22 protein-coding genes and 1 riboswitch are annotated in these 20586 nt (G+C 65.3%); of the genes, 12 read left to right on the top strand and 10 right to left on the bottom strand.

Annotated elements, in window-relative coordinates:
• The first annotated feature begins 3 nt into the window (after positions 1 to 3).
• Positions 4 to 957 carry an aldose epimerase family protein gene (locus RBB42_RS03165; protein ID WP_305969724.1) on the top strand — a complete coding sequence of 318 codons (954 nt, stop codon included), beginning with the start codon at positions 4 to 6 and terminating at the stop codon, positions 955 to 957.
• A gap of 263 nt (positions 958 to 1220) precedes the next feature.
• Here the strand turns inward: RBB42_RS03165 and fliP are convergent, their stop codons facing one another.
• The 4 genes from fliP to fliF are packed head-to-tail and all read right to left on the bottom strand — an operon-like array spanning position 1221 to position 4469.
• Positions 1221 to 1946, bottom strand: a complete 726-nt coding sequence (gene fliP, locus RBB42_RS03160) for a flagellar type III secretion system pore protein FliP (RefSeq protein WP_305969723.1) — start codon at positions 1944 to 1946, stop codon at positions 1221 to 1223.
• Between the two features lie 3 nt (positions 1947 to 1949).
• Positions 1950 to 2237: a FliM/FliN family flagellar motor switch protein gene (locus RBB42_RS03155; protein WP_043143049.1), complete on the bottom strand. Its 288-nt coding sequence runs from the start codon at positions 2235 to 2237 to the stop codon at positions 1950 to 1952.
• Entirely contained in the window at positions 2230 to 2853 is a 624-nt protein-coding gene (locus tag RBB42_RS03150; RefSeq protein WP_305969722.1) for a FliH/SctL family protein, read from the bottom strand. The genes RBB42_RS03155 and RBB42_RS03150 overlap by 8 nt, the downstream gene beginning before the upstream one ends.
• Positions 2850 to 4469 (bottom strand): flagellar basal-body MS-ring/collar protein FliF, encoded by a 1620-nt coding sequence (gene fliF / locus RBB42_RS03145; RefSeq protein WP_305969721.1) that lies wholly within the window; start codon positions 4467 to 4469, stop codon positions 2850 to 2852. The genes RBB42_RS03150 and fliF overlap by 4 nt, the downstream gene beginning before the upstream one ends.
• A gap of 116 nt (positions 4470 to 4585) precedes the next feature.
• On the opposite strand from fliF, the gene RBB42_RS03140 reads away from it, so the two are divergent.
• The 6 genes from RBB42_RS03140 (at position 4586) to RBB42_RS03115 (ending at position 8313) form a co-directional block, all read left to right on the top strand.
• Positions 4586 to 5098, top strand: coding sequence for a flagellar basal body-associated FliL family protein (locus RBB42_RS03140; protein WP_305969720.1), 513 nt, complete (start codon positions 4586 to 4588; stop codon positions 5096 to 5098).
• Between the two features lie 11 nt (positions 5099 to 5109).
• On the top strand, positions 5110 to 5457 hold the full coding sequence (locus tag RBB42_RS03135) for a hypothetical protein (protein ID WP_219512169.1): 348 nt from the start codon (positions 5110 to 5112) through the stop codon (positions 5455 to 5457).
• A 32-nt stretch (positions 5458 to 5489) separates the two neighbouring features.
• Complete coding sequence (locus RBB42_RS03130) at positions 5490 to 6161, top strand: MotE family protein (protein WP_305969719.1); 672 nt, start codon at positions 5490 to 5492, stop codon at positions 6159 to 6161.
• 150 nt (positions 6162 to 6311) lie between these two features.
• Positions 6312 to 6866, top strand: coding sequence for a L,D-transpeptidase (locus tag RBB42_RS03125; protein ID WP_305969718.1), 555 nt, complete (start codon positions 6312 to 6314; stop codon positions 6864 to 6866).
• Positions 6863 to 8029 (top strand): geranylgeranyl reductase family protein, encoded by a 1167-nt coding sequence (locus tag RBB42_RS03120; RefSeq protein ID WP_305969717.1) that lies wholly within the window; start codon positions 6863 to 6865, stop codon positions 8027 to 8029. The genes RBB42_RS03125 and RBB42_RS03120 overlap by 4 nt, the downstream gene beginning before the upstream one ends.
• Positions 8026 to 8313 (top strand): hypothetical protein, encoded by a 288-nt coding sequence (locus tag RBB42_RS03115; RefSeq protein WP_305969716.1) that lies wholly within the window; start codon positions 8026 to 8028, stop codon positions 8311 to 8313. Before RBB42_RS03120 ends, RBB42_RS03115 begins: the two co-directional genes overlap by 4 nt.
• 3 nt (positions 8314 to 8316) lie before the next feature.
• Here the strand turns inward: RBB42_RS03115 and RBB42_RS03110 are convergent, their stop codons facing one another.
• Positions 8317 to 8988: an arylesterase gene (locus RBB42_RS03110; protein ID WP_305969715.1), complete on the bottom strand. Its 672-nt coding sequence runs from the start codon at positions 8986 to 8988 to the stop codon at positions 8317 to 8319.
• A 15-nt stretch (positions 8989 to 9003) separates the two neighbouring features.
• Between RBB42_RS03110 and RBB42_RS03105 the strand changes: the two genes are divergently transcribed.
• The 3 genes from RBB42_RS03105 to RBB42_RS03095 all read left to right on the top strand — a co-directional run bounded on the left by RBB42_RS03105 (position 9004) and on the right by RBB42_RS03095 (position 13238).
• Complete coding sequence (locus RBB42_RS03105) at positions 9004 to 9696, top strand: ABC transporter ATP-binding protein (RefSeq protein ID WP_305969714.1); 693 nt, start codon at positions 9004 to 9006, stop codon at positions 9694 to 9696.
• Positions 9693 to 12209 carry an ABC transporter permease gene (locus RBB42_RS03100; protein WP_305969713.1) on the top strand — a complete coding sequence of 839 codons (2517 nt, stop codon included), beginning with the start codon at positions 9693 to 9695 and terminating at the stop codon, positions 12207 to 12209. Before RBB42_RS03105 ends, RBB42_RS03100 begins: the two co-directional genes overlap by 4 nt.
• 84 nt (positions 12210 to 12293) lie before the next feature.
• A complete protein-coding gene (locus RBB42_RS03095) occupies positions 12294 to 13238 on the top strand; it encodes an inositol monophosphatase family protein (protein WP_305969712.1) in 945 nt (314 codons plus the stop codon).
• A 9-nt stretch (positions 13239 to 13247) separates the two neighbouring features.
• Here the strand turns inward: RBB42_RS03095 and RBB42_RS03090 are convergent, their stop codons facing one another.
• A complete protein-coding gene (locus tag RBB42_RS03090) occupies positions 13248 to 13937 on the bottom strand; it encodes a helix-turn-helix transcriptional regulator (RefSeq protein ID WP_305969711.1) in 690 nt (229 codons plus the stop codon).
• Positions 13938 to 14001: 64 nt separating this feature from the next.
• On the opposite strand from RBB42_RS03090, the gene RBB42_RS03085 reads away from it, so the two are divergent.
• Positions 14002 to 14610, top strand: coding sequence for a glutathione S-transferase family protein (locus RBB42_RS03085; protein WP_305969710.1), 609 nt, complete (start codon positions 14002 to 14004; stop codon positions 14608 to 14610).
• 66 nt (positions 14611 to 14676) lie between these two features.
• Here the strand turns inward: RBB42_RS03085 and gcvP are convergent, their stop codons facing one another.
• From gcvP to RBB42_RS03065, 4 genes are all read right to left on the bottom strand, one after another.
• Positions 14677 to 17523, bottom strand: coding sequence for an aminomethyl-transferring glycine dehydrogenase (gene gcvP, locus RBB42_RS03080; RefSeq protein ID WP_305969709.1), 2847 nt, complete (start codon positions 17521 to 17523; stop codon positions 14677 to 14679).
• A gap of 147 nt (positions 17524 to 17670) precedes the next feature.
• A complete protein-coding gene (gene gcvH, locus RBB42_RS03075; RefSeq protein WP_305969708.1) occupies positions 17671 to 18030 on the bottom strand; it encodes a glycine cleavage system protein GcvH in 360 nt (119 codons plus the stop codon).
• A 15-nt stretch (positions 18031 to 18045) separates the two neighbouring features.
• Complete coding sequence (gcvT, locus tag RBB42_RS03070; protein ID WP_305969707.1) at positions 18046 to 19176, bottom strand: glycine cleavage system aminomethyltransferase GcvT; 1131 nt, start codon at positions 19174 to 19176, stop codon at positions 18046 to 18048.
• A 68-nt stretch (positions 19177 to 19244) separates the two neighbouring features.
• Positions 19245 to 19325: riboswitch (glycine riboswitch) on the bottom strand.
• A 103-nt stretch (positions 19326 to 19428) separates the two neighbouring features.
• Positions 19429 to 19905: an RrF2 family transcriptional regulator gene (locus tag RBB42_RS03065; protein WP_305969706.1), complete on the bottom strand. Its 477-nt coding sequence runs from the start codon at positions 19903 to 19905 to the stop codon at positions 19429 to 19431.
• Between the two features lie 93 nt (positions 19906 to 19998).
• Between RBB42_RS03065 and RBB42_RS03060 the strand changes: the two genes are divergently transcribed.
• Positions 19999 to 20565: a gamma-glutamylcyclotransferase family protein gene (locus RBB42_RS03060; RefSeq protein WP_305969705.1), complete on the top strand. Its 567-nt coding sequence runs from the start codon at positions 19999 to 20001 to the stop codon at positions 20563 to 20565.
• The last annotated feature ends 21 nt before the right edge of the window (positions 20566 to 20586 follow it).

The raw sequence follows: 20586 nt of genomic DNA, 5'->3' as shown, positions 1-20586 counted from the left end.
CAGATGACAGATCCGATTTCCAGCCATGTGCTCAGCGATGGCGACACGCAGGTCACGGTGCTTTCGATGGGCTGCGCGGTGCAGGACTGGCAGGTGGCCGGGCGCCGCGTTGTCTTGGGCTATGACGATCCCGAGGCTTACCGCGAAAACCCCACGTCGATGGGTATGGTCGTGGGCCGGGTCGCGAACCGCACGGCAGAGGGGCGCTTTGCCCTCGATGGCGAGACGTGGCAGCTGGACCTTGGCAATGGTCCGCATCATCTGCACGGCGGGCCGATGGGCCTGGGCAAGCGGAACTGGCAGATGGAGCCGGAAGGCCCGCGCGCGGTGCGCCTGAGCCTGCATTCGCCGCACCTTGACCAGGGCTATCCCGGCGCCGTCGATTTCGAGGTCCGCCTTTCGCTGGAGGGGGCAACCCTGACCTGGGAGATGACGGCGGTGCCCGACCGGGTTACCCCGGTGAACCTGGCCCAGCATCTCTATTTCAACCTGATGGGCTCGGGGACGGTGCGCGACCATACCCTGCGGCTTGCGGCCTCGACCTATACCCCGACCGGTCCCGACCTGATCCCCACCGGAGAGCAACCCGCCGTCGATGGCACCCGGTTTGACTATCGAGAGCCAAGACGGATCGACACAGCCGATCCTGACGGCGAGGGCTATGACCTGAACTTTGCGCTGGATGAAACCGAGGGACCGGCTGCGGAACTGCTGTCGCCGGACGGGATGCGCCTGCGGCTCTGGACGGATCAACCGGGGCTGCAGGTCTACACCTGCGGCTTCCTCGAACCGTATGCCTCGCCCTGGCCGGGGGTGGAACACGGGAATTTCGCCGGCATCTGCCTGGAGGCACAAGCGTTTCCGAATGCGCTCAACACGCCGGGCTTCGGTTCGATCCTGGTGTCACCGGACAAGCCTTATCGACAGGTAACACGGATCGAGATCTCCCGGGGCTGACTCGCGGGCACAGGATCGACTGCCCGACGGACCCCCGGCTGCCCTTTTGTCCTCTAGACCTGCGGCTTGGGCAGCATGGAACGGCGGCGGGGATCGTCTTGCGGCCAGCCGAGCATTGCTGCGACTTCCCGCATGCCGGTGTCGCCGCCGCCCGCCGACGGCTCATCTGCCCTTCGACCGGCCCTCATCGCGCCAGCCATGATCAGCCACTGCTTCACCAACCTTGGCCGCATTAACCTTAATCCCGTTAACCTAAATGACGCCTAAAAATATCCGCGAACCAGGCTTCCGGCGAGCAGCGCCCAACCATCCGCCAAGACGAAGAAGGCCAGCTTGAAAGGCAGCGACACGATGGCTGGCGGCACCATCATCATGCCCATCGACATCAATACGGCGGCAACGACGAGGTCGATGATCAGGAACGGCAGGAAGATCAGGAAGCCCACCTGGAATGCCCGCGCCACCTCGGAGAGCATGAAACTTGGCACCAGAACGGACAGGGGTGCCTCGGGCGAAAGGGCGGTCTCGACCGCGTCCGGGCGAAGGTCGGCCATTGCACGATAGGTATCCGGATCGGCGCGGCCTGCCATGAAGTCGCGGAAGGGTTCAATGGCCAGAACCGCGGCCTCCTCGACCTCTATCTGTTCCTCCAGCAAGGGCTGGACGCCCGTTTCCCAAGCTTCTTTGAAGACTGGTTCCATCACGAAATAGGTCAGGAACAGCGCCAGGCTGACGATCAGCATGTTGGGTGGTGATTGCTGCAGACCCACGGCCTGACGCAGAATCGCTAGGACCGTCACCATGAAGGGAAAGCAGGTCACCATGATGGCAAGGCCCGGCGCCAGGCTCAGCAGGGTGATCAGTGCGATCAGCTGGATCGACGTGGCCGTGACCGACCCGCCATCGCCCATGTCGATTGCGATGGACTGGGCGCTGGCCATGCCCGGCCACAACAGGCAAAGCGCCAGCACCGGCAGGAGGATACGCATCGCTCAGGCCGGCGACTGAAGGTCGACCACTTCGGTGATCCGAACCGCCAACTGGCCGGATCCATCGCCGTCGACGACCTCAAGCACGCCGATGGCGATCAGCTTTTCCCCGACATAGAGTTCGACCGGATCGTCGAGCTGCTTGTCCAGCGTCAGAACGGAGCCTTCGTTCAGTTGCAGGAGTTCGCGCACCAGCGGGCGCGCGCGACCCACGGAAACCGTGATCTCGATCGGGACCGAGGTAAAGGGCGTGCCCTGATCGCTGCGGGCGGCGGTCTGCGCGCTATCCATGTTTCATTTTCCTCTGGTTGTCATGTGCAAAACCCGCCACGGCCTCGGCCAGCGAGGCGGCAAGATCGCTCAGGTCGATCTGGCGTTCGGTTGCGCCAAAACGGATGTCGGCCTGTTCCTCGGCCAGCGAATCGTCCGGGCTCAGGCGGATCGGAAACCCGAAGTCCTGATCGAGCAGCGGCTTGACCGCCTCGACCCGATCCGGGTGCACCGCGATCTCGACATCCATCCTGCCAATCTCGAGGCTCATGGCTTGCAGTTGCTGGACGATATGATGGCCCAGTGTCTGCCGGGCCATTTCCGGCAAAAGCGAGCGCACCATCTCGTCCAGCAGCGGCGTCACCGCGTTCATGACCTGGGTATAGGCCTCATGATACGTGAAACTCAGGTCCTGGAGATGCTGGCCCAGGGCGCTGGATATCCGCGTGCGGTCGTCGGACTGCGCCTTGACCGAATCGTCCCAGCCAGCGCGATAACCTTTCTCGAAAGCTTCGAGTTTCTGCCCTTCGATCTCGGCTTCGGTGATCTGCGGTTCGGTTGATTCCTGCGGCGCGGCGGGCGCTGCCGCCTTGGCCTTGGCGCCGAAATCCTCGAGAAGCTCCGCAATCGCGCTCATGTCGCGTCTTCCTTGTCTTCCTCAAGCCAGCTGCGCAGGATCTCGACGGTTTCCGTCTTGCGCGCCTCGATCAGATTGCGCAGGCGCTCCACGGGATCCTCTTCGGCGGGGGCATCGAAATCGACCATGCCCATGGAGCTGAAATCCGGGCCGTCCGCCAAAACGGGCAGGTTGTCGAAACTGTCGTTGGTTTCGATCTCGCCTTCCAGTGCCTCGCCTTCAGTGGGGAGGCCGGGAGCGGGCAACGCCCCGGCGCTGGCCGTCACCGTCTCACCCCGCGACAGGATGGGACGCAGAACAAAAAGTCCGAGGATCAGAGCCACCACCGCAAGAACCCCCATCTGGATCAGCCGCATCATGTCGAGAGAACCCGAGAACAGGCCGGGTTCCAGCGGGCCGGTGCCCAGCCCGTCCGGCCGTTCGAAAGGCATCGACCGAAGGGTGATCTGGTCGCCGCGTTCCTCGTCGAAACCAACGGCCGAGGCTACGAGGTCACGCAGCGCTTCCAGCTCGGTTTCGGGAAGGGGAACAAATGTCTGGGTGCCATCGGCTGCCGGCTCAAAACTGCCGTTGACCAGGACAGCGACGGTCAACCGCTTGATCGCGCCAGGCTGGCGGGTGATCTCGCGGGTGGTTTCGGAGATCTCGTAGTTGATTCGCTCCCGCGTTTCGGACTTGGCCGTGGTCGACTGGTCCGGTCCGCCCCCGGCGCCGCCATCGGGCAGGTTCGACGCCACGGTGACATCGCCTCCCCCGCCCAGGTTTTCCGACTTATCGGTGCGCTCCTCGGTATCGGTCGAGACGATCACGCGGCCGTCGGGATCGAAACTGTGCTGACGGATCAGTTCCAGTTCCGTGACCGTATCGACGCTGACCTCGACCACCGCGTTGCCGGATCCGACGCGGGCCTCCATCAGGCGCTGGACGCGATCGCGCAGCATGGCGGCCTTGTCATCTGCGGTCACGCCGCCGCCGGTCTTGTCCTCGGCGCCGATCAGCCCACCCTTGCCGTCGATCACCGCAACATTTTCAGGAACCAGGCCAGGAACGGCCGAGGCGACAAGGAATTTCAGCGCCCGCGCCTGCGCCGCGTTCAGCACCGCGCCGGTCGTCGTCACGGAAATCGAGGCCGTGGGCGTCACGTCACGCTGAAAGGGATTCGCGCTGGAGTTGGCGATATGGACGCGGGCGCTTGCAATCTGGGGGTTCGAGACGATCGTGCGCGCCAATTCACCCTCTTTGGCGCGCCAGTAGGCGGCGTCGAACATCTGGCTGGTGGTCCCGAAACCGGATAGCCCGTCCAGCAACTCGTAACCTTGGCCGCTATTTGCCGGCAGTCCTTCGCTGGCAAGAGTGAGTCGCAGCGCATCGCGCTCTGCCTCGGGGACGAAAATCGCCCCGGCGCGCACGTCATACTGAACCCCGCGGGCCTCCAGCGCCTTGACGACGTCACCCGCAGCATCGTTTTCCAGACCCGCATAAAGCAGGGCCATGTTGGGCGCCGACGCCAGACGCGTCAGGCCAAGAACCGCCAGCATCACCACCACCGTGGCACCAATGACGATCATGCGTTGACGCCCGGCAAGGGCATTCCAGCTCGACAGTACCTGATTCAAGACCGACCTCCGCTCCAAACATTCTGTTCGGTTGTGCCGAGGTTGACCTATTCGCCTTAACAATCAGTTAGCCCCTTTTCGTTACAACGGGCCCATCGCCGACGAAGAGGTAAAGAATGTCTGACGCCACCGTTGATGGAGACGAGATTGCCGGCAAGAAGCCGTCAAAACTGCCGCTGATCATTGGCCTGGTGCTTGCGCTTGTTGGCGGCGGTGGCGGGTTTTACGCGGTGCAGTCGGGTCTGCTTGGCCTCGGCGGAGGCAAGACGGCGGTAACACATGCCCCGGCGGATCACGGCGAACCGCATGTGGCAACAAAGGCCTTGCCCGACGTCAGTTTCATCGAAGTGCCGCCGGTGCTGATTTCGCTGGGACCAAACGCCCATGCGAGCCACCTGCGATTTCGCGCCAGCCTCGAGGTGCCGTCGGAATACAAGAGCGAGGTCGAAAAGATCTTGCCGCGCATCCAGGACGTGCTCAACAGCTACCTCCGCGCGCTCGAAGCGCAGGACATCGAGGCGCAGGGCGCCCTTGTACGGCTGCGCGGGCAGATGCTGCGCCGAATCAAGCTGGTGGCCGGCGAAGGCCGGGTGCGCGACCTCCTCGTGCTTGAATTTGTCCTGAATTGAGGGAGATGGGAATGGAAGCAATTGCAGATATCCTGCTGGTGGCGGGTGCGTTGGGCGCCGGTTTCTACTGTTTTATCTTGGCGCGTCGGCTGTCGCGCTTTACCGACCTGGAAAACGGCGTCGGTGGCGCCGTCGCGGTGCTGTCGGCACAGGTCGACGACCTGACCAGGACCCTGGGCAATGCCCAGAAAAGCGCCGGCGAATCGAACAAGTCGCTGGGCGAACTGACCGACCGGGCCGAGGACGTCGCCCGCCGCCTGGAACTGCTGGTGGCCTCGATGCATGACCTGCCGCAGAACAGCGCACCGCCACAGCAGGACGCCAAGGATCCGGTTTTCCTGCGTCACTCGCGCAACTGAACGCGCATCGCCACGCAACACGAGGGTTGAACATGGCCAAAGCCAAGGTTTCCGCGCGCCCCGGCGCCGCAAGATCCGCGCGCAAGACGCCCAAGCGCAAGCCGCGCGGCGCTCTGGCGGCGATCTGCGCCCTGCTGGTGACATCCGGCCTGTTGCGGTTGGCCGTGGGCGCAAGCGAGGCATTTGCCCGCGAAGGCGACACAGGGCCGAAACCCCAACTGGAGGCGGCCCTTGCGGCAGATGTGGCCAAGGCCGGGCCCGCCGCCGGTCAACCTGCTCCGCGCGTGGTGGCAGAGGCCGACATCAAGCCCCTGCTGGAGGCGCTGGATGCGCGCGAGGCCCGACTGCGCAAGCGCGAAGCGGCTATTGACGTGCGCATGCAGGCGCTGGCCGTCGCCGAAGCGGAAATCGAACGCAAGATGCAAGCCCTGGCAGCGGCCGAGGCCAGCTTGAAACAGACGCTCGCTCTGGCAAGGACTGCTGCCTCGGACGATGTCGAAAAGCTGACCGACGTCTACGCCAACATGAAACCCAAGCAGGCCGCCGCCCTCTTCGAGGAGATGGACCCCCAGTTCGCCGCAGGTTTCCTTGCCCGAATGCGCCCCGATGCCGCCGCCGCGATCATGGCCGGGATGACCCCGCAGTCCGCCTATCTGGTCAGCGTGGTCCTGGCCGGGCGCAACGCGGATGTTCCCAAGGAATGACCCGCGAAGGAGCGATTTACCGCGTGTGCGTGCCACGAGAAGTGCAGGTGCACGGCAACGTGACACCCCTTGGGCGCTCGCGGGATTGCTTTTCGGACCGTCTTGGGCCAAATACCATGCCGCACTCCGGATAAATTCGCAGAGGCTGCCATGTTGAACCGCCGTACTTTCCTTGCCGCCTCGGCCACCGCCGCGGCATTCCCGATGCCCGCGCTCGCCTATTCGGTGGACACGAAATTCAAGCCGCAGGTCGTCTCGATCAAGCCGGACCTGGCTCCCGGACAGATCCTGATCCTGTCCAAGGCGCATTTCCTTTATTTGGTCGAGGCACCGGGACAGGCGCGTCGCTATGGTGTCGGACTTGGCACCGCGGGGCAGGCGATTTCGGGCACCTACGACGTCGGCGGCAAGAAGAAGTGGCCGACGTGGCGTCCGACCGACGCGATGATCAAGCGCAACCCGAGCGCCTATGAAAAGTTTATCGACAACGACTATGTCCAGCCCGGTGGCCCCGGCAACCCACTGGGCGCTCGCGCACTGTATCTGTATCGCAACGGGCGCTACACCTTCAACGCGATCCACGGCACGACGGCCCCCCGGTCGATCGGTCGTTCGGTCTCAAACGGCTGCGTCCGGATGATCAATGACCATGTGATCGACCTCTACGAACGCGTTCAACCCGGCGCCAAAGTCACCGTTCTGTGACGCAGAAGAGCGCGCAGGCATCCGGGCGCTTCGATCTGATCGTTCTTGGGGCCGGACCCGCCGGGTCCGCCGCTGCCATGAACGCAGTTCGGGCCGGTCTGCGCGTCGCCATGGTCGACAAGGCGCGATTCCCTCGGAACAAACTGTGCGGCGGCGGCCTGACCGGCCGCGCCATTGCCCGCTATGGCCGGACCTTTGGCGGGACGTTGCCGCCTGTTCCGCTCGAGCGGCGGGACAGGTTCACCTTTCATGCTTTCGGTCAGCCACTTGGCGACAGCCGTGATGCCCCGCCCTTGTACCTGGGCATGCGATACGAGCTGGATGCAGCCTTGGTCGAACAGGCGCTTGCGGCCGGCGTGGTGGACTTCACCGGGCAGAGCGGCAGGCTGGATCTCGATGGTCCGGCCCTGGATCTGCCCGGCGGCCGGATCGAGGCCCCGCTGCTGATCGCCGCTGACGGTGTCAACAGCAACACCGCGAGGACACTCTTTGGCACCGCCTTCGACAGGGCCCGGATCGGGTTTGCGCTGGAGGTCGAGCACCCCGGCGCCGATCCCGACCGCCCGCTGCGTATCGATTTCGGCGCCGCGGACTGGGGCTATGGCTGGCAGTTCCCCAAGCCGCTGGGCACCACCGTGGGCCTCGGCGGCGTGTTGTCCCGCAACGCTGACATGAAATCCGCGCTGTACCACTATCTCGACCAACTCGGCCTGCCGGACACGCTGCCGGTCAAAGGGCAGTTCCTGCCCTTTGGCGATTTCCGAACCGTCCCGGGCAAGGGACGCATCCTGCTGGCAGGGGATGCCGCCGGACTTGTTGATACAATCACCGGCGAGGGCATTGCCCACGCGCTGGACAGCGGCGCCCTTGCGGCCGAGGCCGCGCGGCGCGCGCTTGAACAGGGAACCCCGGACAATGCCTTGGCCGCTTATACAAGAGCGTTGCGCCCGATCCATCGCGGATTGCGCCATGCCCGGCTGTTGCGCAACCTGATGTTCCGCGAAACGCTGCGCCCTGCCTTCATCCGCAGTTTCCGCGGCTCTCGCACCCTGCGCGGCGAATACCTGCGCATGATGGCCGGAGAGACGGACTATGGCCCCCTGATGCAGAAAATGGCCGCGAGGCTGCCGGGCTTTGCCTGGCGCGCTGTCAGCGGAACATGAAGAATCTTAAAGATTATGCCCTGCACCGGGCATCGGGTCTTAAGGTTCTGTTAGGGTCTGGCCACCTACCTTCCAAGCAGATGGAGGGCATAGTGGCTATCTTTTATTTCCTTATTGGCTGCATGATCGGTCTGGTCTGCGCGGTTGTCGGGTGGCTCGGCTTCGACATGTCGATCCTCGCTGCCTTCGGCCTGTATCTCAGCGTCAGTCTGATGGTTGGCATGACCTTGATCCTATCCACCCTGCATATGCTCGGTCACGAATGCACCGAGGTCGACGCCTGACCCTCAGCGGTCGACCTGAGCGATCAGCGCTTCGACCTTCGGCCCGACCGCCTCGACGATGCGCGCCACGCCGGTCGCATTGGGATGGATGCCATCGGGCTGCATGTAACGCCCCGGATCATCGGGCATCTCGCCGTCTTGCATCAGACCTGCAAAGAAGCTCTCCAGATACAAAGTGTCATAGGCCTCTGCCAGTTCCGGGTAGATTGCATCGAACTGTGCCTTGTAGTCGGGGCCGTAGTTGCCCGGCGCCGACATCCCGATCAATAGCACCTCCAGCCCGCGCGCCTCGGCGACCTTCAGGATGCCCTCGATATTGGCACGCGCCGCCGCCGGATCTATGCCTCGCAACAGGTCATTCCCGCCAAGCGCCACGATCATCGCCTGGATTTCGGGGGTCAGCGACCAGTCCACCCGCGCCAGCCCACCCGCCGTGGTATCCCCCGACACCCCGGCGTTGACGATCCGTACATCATGGCCGCGCTCAGTCAGCCAGCTCCGCAGTTGCGGCACGAACCCTTCCCGTTCGATCAGCCCATAGCCCTGCGTCAGGCTGTCGCCCAGCGCCAGGATATGCACCCGCTCTGCCGCGGCACCCGTCGCCACCAGCAGCAAGACCATCACCAGTGCCTTGTTGCGCAAGCCCAACAGCCCATATCTGACCCAGTGCAACATGTTCCGAGGCCCCCCGTGTCCGATGCCGTTCTCTCGCTCCAAAATGTCACCCTCAGCCTCAGGGGCAATGCCGGATTGGTGGAAATCCTGCATGGAATCTCGCTCGACGTGACCCGGGGAGAGACGCTGGGCCTTGTCGGGCCGTCGGGATCAGGCAAGTCCTCTCTGCTGATGATCATGGGCGGGTTGGAACGGGCCAGCACCGGGCAGGTGCACGCGCTGGACCATGACCTGACGACGATGAGCGAGGATGCCCTGGCGCGTTTTCGTCGCGACCACATGGGCGTTGTGTTCCAATCCTTCCACCTGATCCCGACCATGACCGCGCTGGAAAACGTCGCAACGCCGCTGGAACTTGCGGGCGACCGCCGGGCATTCGACCGGGCGCGGGCGATGCTGGACAAGGTCGGGCTGGCCGCCCGCGCCGATCACTACCCGGCGCAGATGTCGGGCGGGGAACAACAGCGCGTTGCGCTGGCCCGCGCGCTGGCGCCGGAACCAGACATTCTTTTGGCCGATGAACCCACGGGCAACCTCGACGGGGCGAATGGTGCCGCCATCGTCGACCTTCTGTTCGGGCTGTCGCAGGAACATGGCGCGACGCTGGTGCTCGTCACCCATGCACCGGACCTCGCAGCGCGCTGCGACCGGGTTGTGCACCTGGACGATGGCCGCGTCGCCTCGACCGAATTGAGGGCCGCGGAATGAGCCTTGCCACCTCGGCGCGCTTTGCCCGGCGCGAGTTGCGCGGCGGCTTGCGCGGCTTCCGCATTTTCCTGGCCTGCCTTGCCCTGGGTGTGGCCGCCATTGCCGGCGTCGGCTCTGTCCGCTCGGCGATCCAGACGGGGCTAGAGGATCAGGGCGCCGTCCTGCTGGGCGGCGACGCCCTGGCCGAATTCACCTACCGCTTTGCCGCCGAGGATGAGCGCGCGTGGATGCAGGAGACCGCCACTTCTGTCTCCGAGGTGACGGATTTCCGTTCGATGGCCACGGTAACACGCGACGGCACCACCGAACGCGGTCTGACGCAGGTGAAATCCGTGGACGCCGCCTACCCCCTGCTGGGTGAGGTCGTGCTGGACCCGCCGATGCCCTTGGCCGAGGCTCTGCGGGATCAGGGCGCCATCATGGCCCCGATCCTTGCCGACCGGCTGGCGCTGTTGCCCGGCGAAACATTCCGCCTTGGCACGCAGGAGTTCACCCTGCGGGCAACCATAGCCGTGGAACCGGACGACGCCGGGGACGGCTTCGGCCTCGGCCCGCGCACCATCGTCCGAACCGCAGATCTGCAAGGTTCGGGCCTGCTCAGCGAAGGCTCTCTGTTCGAAACGGAATACCGGATGCTCCTGCCCCCGGGCACCGACCTCGATACCGCCCGCGCCGAGGCGCTGGAGCGGTTCGAGGACAAGGGCCTGAGCTGGCGCGACGCGCGCAACGGTGCCCCCGGCATCGCACGGTTCGTCGAGAGGCTGGGCAGTTTCCTCGTCCTCGTCGGGCTGTCCGGTCTGGCCGTGGGCGGGATCGGCGTGTCGGCGGCGGTGCGCGCCTATCTTGCGCGCAAGACTAGCGTGATCGCCACGCTGCGCACGCTGGGCGCCACGCGCAGCACCATCTTCCAGACCTATTTCATCCAGATTGGTGTGCTCAGCCTTGTCGGCATCACGCTGGGCCTGATCCTTGGCGCGCTGGTGCCGATCCTCTTTGCCCCGCTCATCGCGGGCGCTTTGCCGGTACCCACGGTCTTTACCCTATACCCCGGCGCATTGGCAGAGGCGGCGCTCTACGGCGTGCTGACTGCCCTGCTGTTCACGCTCTGGCCCCTGGCCCGGGCCGAAGAGGTGCGCGCCGCGACCCTGTTCCGCGATGCGCTGGACAGCGCACGGCTGCTGCCCGCCTGGCGCTATGTGCTGGCAACGCTGGTGCTGGTCGCCCTGCTGGTCGGTAGTGCCACGCTGTTCGCCGGGCGGCCCGGCCTGACGCTCTGGATCGCGGGCGGCATCGCGGGGGCACTGCTGGTGCTGCTGGGGGCCGCCTGGGCGATCCGCTGGATGGCCCGCCTCGCCACACCCGCCGCACGCGGCAGACCCGCATGGCGCTGGGCGCTGGGCGCCATCGGAGGACCGCGCGAAAGTGCCGGGTCCGTTGTGCTGTCGCTGGGTCTTGGCCTGACGGTGCTGGCCTCCATCGGCCAGATCGACGGCAATCTGCAAAGCGCGATCCAGCGCGACCTCTGGCAGGTCGCGCCCTCGTATTTCTTTGTGGACATCCAGAAAGACCAGATGCCCGGCTACCTCGAGCGGCTGGAAAACGACCCCGCCGTCAGCCGCATCGACAGCGCGCCCATGCTGCGCGGCATCATCACCCGCATCAATGGTCAACCGGCGACAGAGGCGGTGGGCGGCCACTGGGTTCTGCGCGGTGACCGGGGCGTGACCTATGCCGAAACACCCGGCGCCCGCACCACCGTGACCGCCGGCGAATGGTGGTCAAAGGACTACAACGGCCCGCCGCAGGTCAGCTTTGCCGCTGAAGAGGCGCAGGAAATGGGCCTCAAGCTGGGCGACACGCTGACCGTCAACATCCTGGGGCGCGACATCACCGCGACCATCACCTCGTTCCGCGAAGTCGATTTCTCGACCGCCGGCATCGGCTTTGTCATGACGATGAACCCCGCCGCGCTGCAGGCTGCACCGCATACCTTCATCTCGACCGTCTACGCCGAGGAATCGGCCGAGGCGCAGATCCTCCGCGACCTCGCCGGTCAATATCCCAACATCACCGCCATCCGCGTCCGCGACGCCATCGACCGGGTCAGCGACCTGTTGGACGGTATCGGCCAAGCGGTGCGCTGGGGCGCGGCGGCGACACTGCTGACCGGCTTTCTGGTGCTGATCGGCGCGGCGGCGGCGGGCGAAGGTGCGCGCACCTACGAGGCGGCCGTGCTGAAGACCCTCGGCGCCACCCGCACCCGCATCCTGCAAAGCTTTGCCCTGCGCTCTGCCCTTCTGGGCGGTGCGGCGGGCGCGGTCGCGTTGGGCGCCGGTATCGCCGGGGCCTGGGCCGTCATGACCTTCGTGATGGAAACCGATTTCGCGGTGATCTGGCCCTCGGCCATCGGAATCGTCACCGGCGGCGTACTGGCCACGCTGCTGGCCGGGCTGGGCTTTGCCTGGCGCCCGCTTGCAACACGGCCCGCGGGGATACTTCGCGCGCGGGAGTGACGATTCGGACAGGCTGTCACGTTGCATCCCTCGCGCCGGACTGGCACCACCGTGGATAACCGAAACCATCGCCGGATCTGTCCCATGAGTGATTCCCTGCCGATGCCGGTCACGGCGCCGCTGACCTCTGCCCAGCGCACGCAGCTGTTCAACCTTGTCCGTCGCGCCGCCAAGGCCGAGATCATGCCGCGTTTCCGCAAGCTTGGCACCCATCAGATCGGCGAAAAGACCGGCCCGCAGGACCTGGTGACAGAGGCAGACACCAGCGCCGAGGCGATGATCACCCGTGGCCTGCAACGGTTCTTTCCCTCTGCCGTGATCGTCGGCGAAGAGGCGGCCTCGTCGAACCCCGATCTGGTCAAGAAGATCCCCGAGGCCGAGCTCTGCTTTACCATCGACCCGGTGGACGGCACCTGGAACTTCGCGAAGGGCCTGCCGCTCTTCGGGGTCATGGTTTCCGTGCTGCGCTTTGGCCGCCCGGTCTTCGGCCTGCTTTACGATCCGGTACTGAACGACATCGTCTGGGCCGACACAGAGCATCCCGCCCAGATGCAGCTGCCGCGCCGCGACAGCCGTTTCGTCAATACCGACCACGACCAGAACAAGCCGCTGGACCAGCTCAACGGGTTCGTGCCGCTGTTCCTGATCCCCGAGGACAAGCGCGCCGAAGCCGCTGCCACCCTGCCGAAATTCGAGCGGGTCTGGTCGCTGCGCTGTGCCTGCCATGAATTCCGCACGTTGGCACAGGGCGAGGTCGATTTCGTGCTGTTCGCCAAGCTGACCGCGTGGGACCAGCCCGCGGGCGTCGTCGTAACCCGGCAGGCGGGTGGCCATGTGGCCATGCTGGACGGGTCGGAATACGCCGGCGACACGACCTCGGGCTACCTGCTGGCGGCCAGTGACAAGGCAACTTGGGACAAGGTGCGCGACGCCTTTGCCTTCCTGATGGACGCTCCGGCGGTCGATCCGACCCCGGCGCCCGAGAGAAATACCTATCCAGGCGAATTGGCCGTCGACAGCGACGCCTGAGGCCACTCCCTAGGCCGTGCCCGCGCAGCGCGCCGCGTAGTCGCGAAGCAAGGGCACACGCCTGGGGCGAAAGCTGCGCCAGTTCAGACAGGCGCTTTCGATCCCCTTGGTGTGGAACAGGCGCCAGTCCTGGCGCAGGCAGCACCAGACCAGCACCATCAAGGTGCCCTCCGAATAGCTGATCCCCAACGGCCAGACCTCTCGGTCGGTCACCTGCCCCTTGAGATCGCGATAGCGGACATCCAAGGCCAGTTCTTCCCAGCAGGCCTGCCGCAACAGCGCCATGTCCACGGTAGCCTCGACCGGCCTGGGTGGCGGGCGAAAGCTGCGCAGGACCGTGTGCATGGCCAGCCGCGACTGCCCGTCGGTGAGCGTGGCGATGATCCGCGCCAGGGCAGATTGGCCCGCCGCCTCCAGCGCGGCGTCGCCGGTCTGGCGCAATTCTCCGACGGCAAGCACCAGCGCCTCGATCTCCAGCCGGGAAAAGCTCTGCGGCGGCAGGGCCGGATCCTCGGTCAGCCGATAGCCCACCCCTGCCTCGCCATCGATCAGAGCGCCCCCCGCGCGCAACGTGGCAATGTCCCGATACAGCTGACGCCGTGAAACGCCCGTCTCGACTGCCAACCGGTCAGCGGTCACCGGCGCAGGCAGACGGCGCAGGGTGTCCATCAGACGAAAGAGGCGATCGGTCCGGGCCATGCTGACAGCATCTGTCAGGAGGCGGCCGTTAAGGCAAGGCATTCCCGAGTAACAGGAGAAACCCATGCTCAAGCTTTTCCACGCCCCGCATTCCCGCTCGACCTCCATCATGGCGCTGATCGAGGAGATGGGCATCGCCGACCAGGTTGAAGTTATCGAGGTCACTGTCGCCCGCGGCGATGGCAGCGGCGCACCGGACCCGCAGAACCGCCACCCCGAAAAGAAGGTGCCTTACCTGACAGACGGCACGGACAGCGTGCGCGAACGCGGCGCCATCATCGCCTACCTGACCGACAGGTTTCCCGATGCCGGTCTTGGTCGCCCCGTCGGACATCCCCAGCGCGGGGCCTTCCTCAGCTGGTTGTTCTACTACCAGGGCGTGATGGAGCCGCTGCTTGTCCTCGACTGGGCCGGGATCGACCATCCCATCGTGCAGACGACCTTCCGCGACATGAAAACCGTTGTGGCGCGGCTGGCAGAGGCACTGGACGGCCAGCCCTACCTCTTGGGCGAGGATTATTCGGCGGTGGACCTACTGCTGTCCAGCCCCTTTCAATGGCTGCCCGACGCCGCGCCCGACAACCCCGCCGTCACAGCGTGGCTGGATCGCTGTGCCAATCGCCCCGCGTTGAAGATGGTGGCGGAGCGTGAAAGCGCGGACTTGATAGTCTAATCCACAAACGACAATGCCCTCGCAGTCCCCTGCGAGGGCATTCTTTCGTGCAACGGCTCGCCCCGCCTATTCCGCGGCCTCGGCGTAGTCGCTCATCGGCGGGCAAGTGCAGATCAGGTGACGGTCACCATAGACGTTGTCGACCCGGTTCACCGGCGGCCAGTACTTGTCGACACGGAAGGCACCCGGCGGGAAACAGCCCTGCTCGCGGCTATAGGGACGATCCCAGTCACGCACGAGATCCTCCATCGTGTGCGGCGCCAGCTTCAGCGGGTTCTGTTCCCGGTCCATGTCGCCATTCTCGATGGCCCGGATTTCCTCGCGGATAGCCAGCATCGCATCGCAGAAGCGGTCCAGCTCGGCCTTGGTCTCGCTCTCCGTCGGCTCCACCATCAGCGTGCCCGCCACCGGCCAGCTCATGGTCGGCGCGTGGAACCCGGCATCCATCAACCGTTTGGCGATGTCTTCGACCGTCACGCCCGCCGATTTCTCGAAAGGCCGCGTGTCGATGATGCATTCATGCGCCACCCAGCCGTTCGACCCGCGGTAAAGCACATCATAGGCTCCTTCCAGCCGCTTGGCGATGTAGTTGGCGTTCAGGATCGCCACTCGAGTCGCCTGCGTCAGCCCGCTGCCGCCCATCATCAGGCAGTAGGCCCAGCTGATCGGCAACAGGGACGGAGACCCGAAAGACGCCGCGCTGACCGCCCCGCCCTCTGCCTCCAGCGGGTTGCCGGGCAGATGCGGGACAAGGTGTTCCTTGACCCCGATCGGCCCCATGCCGGGGCCGCCGCCGCCGTGCGGAATGCAGAACGTCTTGTGCAGGTTCAGGTGACTGACGTCCCCGCCCAGATCGCCCGGACGCGACAGGCCCACCATCGCATTCATGTTGGCCCCGTCGATATAGACCTGCCCACCGTGTTCGTGGGTGATCGCGCAGACCTCTTTCACCGTCTCCTCGAACACGCCATGCGTGGACGGATAGGTGATCATGCAGGCCGCCAGCGCATCCGAATGCTTCTCGGCCTTGGCGCGGAAATCCTCCACGTCGATAGACCCCAAAGCGTCGCATTTCACCGCCACGACCTTCCAGCCGACCATCTGCGCCGAGGCCGGGTTGGTGCCATGCGCGTTGACCGGGATCAGGCAGACGTTGCGCTGCCCCTCCCCCCGATCCATCTGCCAGCGCCGGATCGTCAGCAGGCCCGCGTATTCCCCCTGCGCGCCGGAATTGGGCTGCATGGAAATCGCGTCATAGCCGGTGATCTGGCACAGCTTGGTGTTCAGGTTCTCGATCAGTTCGGCATACCCCCGCGCCTGGTCCTTGGGCGCATAGGGGTGAATCATCGAGAACTCGCGCCAGCTGACCGGCATCATCTCGGCGGCCGAGTTCAGCTTCATCGTGCAGGACCCCAGCGGGATCATCGCCCGGTCCAGCGCCAGGTCACGGTCGGCCAGGCGACGCATGTAGCGCATCATCTCGGTCTCGGCCCGGTTCATGTGGAACACGTCATGTTCCAGGTAGGTGCTCTGCCGGATCAGCGCCTCGGGCAGGCGGTACTCGGACTCCGCCGGATCATCCTTTTTCACCAGACCGAAGGCGCGCCAGACCGCCTCGATGGTCGAGGGCCGGGTGCGTTCGTCCAGCGTGATGCCGACACGGGTCTTGCCCACGCGGCGCAGGTTCAGCCCCTGCTGAACGGCGGCCTGCAGGACACCGCGCTGCAACAGGCCCACGTCCACGGTGATCGTGTCGAAGAACTCGGTCGGTTCCACCTTGAAGCCCGCCGCCTCAAGCCCCTTGGCAAGGCGCACGGTCTTGCGGTGGATACGCTGCGCAATGGCGCGCAGCCCCTTGGGCCCGTGGAACACCGCGTAGAATCCGGCCATGACCGCCAGCAGCGCCTGCGCCGTGCAGACGTTCGATGTCGCCTTTTCGCGCCGGATGTGCTGTTCGCGGGTCTGCAACGACAGCCGGTAGGCGCGGTTGCCGTGGCTGTCGACAGAAACACCGACGATCCGCCCCGGCATCGAGCGTTTCATCGCGTCCTTGCAGGCCATGTAGGCCGCATGCGGCCCGCCATAGCCCACGGGCACGCCAAAACGCTGGGTCGAACCGACGGCAATATCCGCCCCCATCGCGCCCGGTTCCTTCAGCAGGCAAAGCGACAGTGGATCGGCGCTGACGATCCCCACCGCCTTGGCGCCATGCAAGGCCTCCATCTCTGCGGTGAAGTCCCGCAAGTGACCGTAGGTGCCGGGATACTGGAAGATTGCACCGAACACCTTGTCAGCCTCCAACGCCTCTGGCGCACCGACGATCACCTCGATCCCCAGCGGTTCGGCGCGGGTCTTCATCACCGCGATGTTCTGCGGGTGACAGTTCTCGTCGACGAAAAAGGCGTTGGCCTTGGATTTCGCCACCCGCTGCGCCATGGTCATCGCCTCGGCGCAGGCGGTCGCCTCGTCCAGCAACGAGGCATTGGCGATCTCCAGCCCCGTCAGGTCGCAGATCATGGTCTGGAAGTTCAACAGCGCCTCTAGCCGGCCCTGGCTGATCTCGGGCTGGTAGGGCGTATAGGCGGTGTACCAGGCGGGGTTTTCCAGGATGTTGCGCTGAATCGCCGGCGGCGTCACCGTGCCGTGATAACCCTGCCCGATGAGCGAGGTCAGCACCCTGTTCTTGGAGGCAACCTCGCGCATCCGGTAGATCAGCTCGCGCTCGGACAGCGGCTTGCCGAAATCCAGCGGCGTTTCCTGCCGGATCGCCTTGGGCACCGTTTCGTCCACCAGTTGATCCAGCCCCGAAACACCCAGCACGTTGAACATGCTCGCCATTTCCTCGGGCGAGGGGCCGATGTGGCGCCGGTTGGCAAAATCATAGGGAAGATAGTCGATGGGCTCGTAGGTCATGCACCGCTCCCGGGCTACTTCTTGGCAAAAATACTCCCGGGGGGTGAATCGGCCGTCCGGCCAGGAGGGGGCGGCGCCCCCTGCCCCGGGTGTCGCCCGCGACACGGCAGGCGATGGCACAGGGCGGGTTTTACCCCGCCGCCGCGCTCACGAAATGAAGTCCTTGTAGGCCTTCTCGTCCATCAGGTCGTCCAGCGCCGACAGGTCCTCGACCTTCATCTTGAAGAACCAGGCCTCGCCCTCGGGGTCCTCGTTGATCTTGCCCGGCTCCTCGACGATGGGTTCGTTCACCTCGACGATCTCGCCGTCCAGCGGTGCCAGGATGTCAGAGGCGGCCTTGACCGATTCGATCACCACGACTTCCTCGTCCTTGGTGACCTCGCGGCCTTCATCGGGCAGTTCGACAAAGACGATATCGCCCAACTGTTCCGCCGCGTGATTGGTGATGCCCACGACGACCAGGTCACCCTCGACCAGCAGCCATTCATGTTCCTCGGTGAATTTCATGTAAGTCTCCCTGTTTCACCGTTTGAACCCAGCCGGTACGAAGGGCAGCTTTGCCACCCGCACCGGAACCCTCTTGCCGCGCAGCTCGCCCCAGAGGGCCGTGCCCTCTGTTGCGCATCGCGCGGACACATATCCCATGGCCACCGGCCCCTCGACCGAGGGGCCGAAGCCACCCGAGGTCACGGCGCCGACCTCGGCCCCGCCCTCCTCGGCATCATACAGGACCACGCCCGCGCGCATCGGCGCCCGGCCCTCGGGGCGCAGGCCCACGCGCTTGCGCGCCGGACCCTCGGCGATCTCCCGCTCCACACGTTCCGCGCCCGGATAACCGCCTGCGCGCGCGCCATCCGCGCGGCGGACCTTCTGGATCGCCCATGTCAGACCCGCCTCGACCGGCGAGGTTCCCGGGTCCAGGTCCTGCCCGTACAGGCACAGACCCGCTTCCAGCCGCAGGCTGTCGCGCGCGCCCAGCCCGATGGGTTCCACCCGGGCATCCGACAGCAGCGATTTCACCAGATCCACGGCCGCCACGTTTGGCACCGAGATCTCAAAGCCATCCTCGCCGGTATAGCCCGACCGCGAGACCCAGCATTCCGCGCCCGCGATGGGCAACGTCTCGACATCCATGAAACGCATGTCACGCACGGCGGGGCAATGCTCGGCCAGCACATCCTCGGCCTCGGGCCCCTGTAGCGCGACAAGCGCACGATTTTCCAGCAGTTTCACGGTGATGCCGCCCGGCTCCAGCGCCGCGCGCATCCGCGCCACATCGGCTTCCTTGCAGGCGGCGTTGACCACCACGAACAGATGATCGCCGCGGTTGGCAATCATCAGATCGTCCTCGATCCCTCCCGCGTCATTGGTAAAGAAGGCATATCTCTGACGTCCCTCGGCCAGTCCCGCCACATCCACCGGCACCAGCCGTTCCAGCGCTTCGGCCAGGTTCGGCCCGCGCAGGATCACCTGCCCCATGTGGCTGACGTCGAACAACCCGGCCTTGTTCCGAGTGTGCAGATGCTCTTTCAGAACGCCCAGCTTGTACTGTACCGGCATCTCGTAGCCGGCGAATCCCACCATCTTCGCGCCGCGCGCGTGGTGCAGCTCGTTCAGAACGGTTGTCTTCAGCTCGGTCGGCTCGTCCGTCATGCGCTCCCCTTCGCCCATGACGCGCACGGCGTCCGGGCAGTTCCGCCGCGGACCAATTCCGCAGCCCCACTGCCCCCTCTGTCCTTTGGCCTGAGATCGTTATCCCTTCGGCGGACGCCAATCCGACGCCTCTCTCCAGAGTCTTGCCTCTTCGCGGTCCATGCGGCCTGAGCGTTTCCGGGGCGGTTGCGCCTTCGGCACCGGCTCCGGGCCTGGGCCCTCCCCGGTTCTCCCGTCGAAGATGAGCAGACGCTAGTCCATCGGCCCCGCGTTTACAAGCCGCCCCGCGCCGCATCCATCGCCCGAGATGATGTTCATCAGCGCAGCGTTGTCACAGACCAGCGAATCCAGCGTGATCGGGTCCAGAGTCTCGTAAAACGCATTGGCGGCACGGGTCAGCGCGCTGCGCAACCGGCAGGCATCAATCAACGGACAGGTGTTGTCCACGTCGGCAAAACACTCGGCCAGCGGGACCGGCTGTTCCAGCGCGCGGAAAATCTCGCCGATGACGATGTCCTTTGCCGGTCGGCCCAGTTCCAACCCGCCGTTGCGCCCCCGCTGCGTGTGCAGGAATCCCATCTGCGCCAACTGGTTGATGACCTGCGCAAGGTGATTTTCCGAGGCGTTGCAGCGTTGGGCGATCTCGTGCTTGGTAACAAGCCGCCCCGGGTTCGCGGCGCAATACATCAGCACGCGCATCGCGATATTGGTTCTTTTCGTCACCCGCATGCGGATCTCCAAAATACATTGATCAGACACCTATTTGGCACGATGCGGGGCTTCCGGGTTTGACATGCGTCAAAACCGGCGAATATTTCGCACATGGAGCATGTATATTTCTTTGGCTACGGGTCGCTGGTAAACCGCACGACCCATGAACACTCCCCCGCACACCGCGCCCGCCTGCACGGCTGGCGCCGCGCCTGGCGCGCGGTACCCGATCGGGCGCTGTGCTATCTGACCGCCGTCCGCGACCCGGACGCCCATATCGACGGCCTGATCGCCCCGGTGCCCGGCGACAGCTGGGCCGAACTCGACCGTCGCGAAGGCGCCTACGATCGTCACGACGCCACCCAAAGCCTGACCCATGGCAGCGACGCGCGTGCCGTCGTCGTCTATGCGATCGACCCTGACCGCCACAGCGATCCGGGCCCGGAGAACCCGATCCTGCTCAGCTATCTCGACGTGGTGGTTGCCGGCTACCTCGCGGAATACGGCCCCGGCGGCCCGGCACAGTTCTTCGGGTCAACCCTGGGCTGGCAGGCGCCGATCCTCGACGACCGCGCCGCGCCGCGCTATGCCCGCGCCCGTCCCCTGACGGACGAAATCCGCACCCTGACGGATGCGGGCCTCGACGCCCTCGGTAGCCGAATCATCGCCGCCGCCTGAGCCTGAGGCGGACCCGGACTG

Origin of the sequence: Mameliella sp. MMSF_3455 (genome assembly GCF_030733205.1) — a bacterium.
In the GTDB taxonomy this organism is placed as follows: domain Bacteria; phylum Pseudomonadota; class Alphaproteobacteria; order Rhodobacterales; family Rhodobacteraceae; genus Antarctobacter.
Note: the sequence above shows the minus strand (reverse complement) of the source record. Positions and strands in the feature narration are given on the sequence as shown.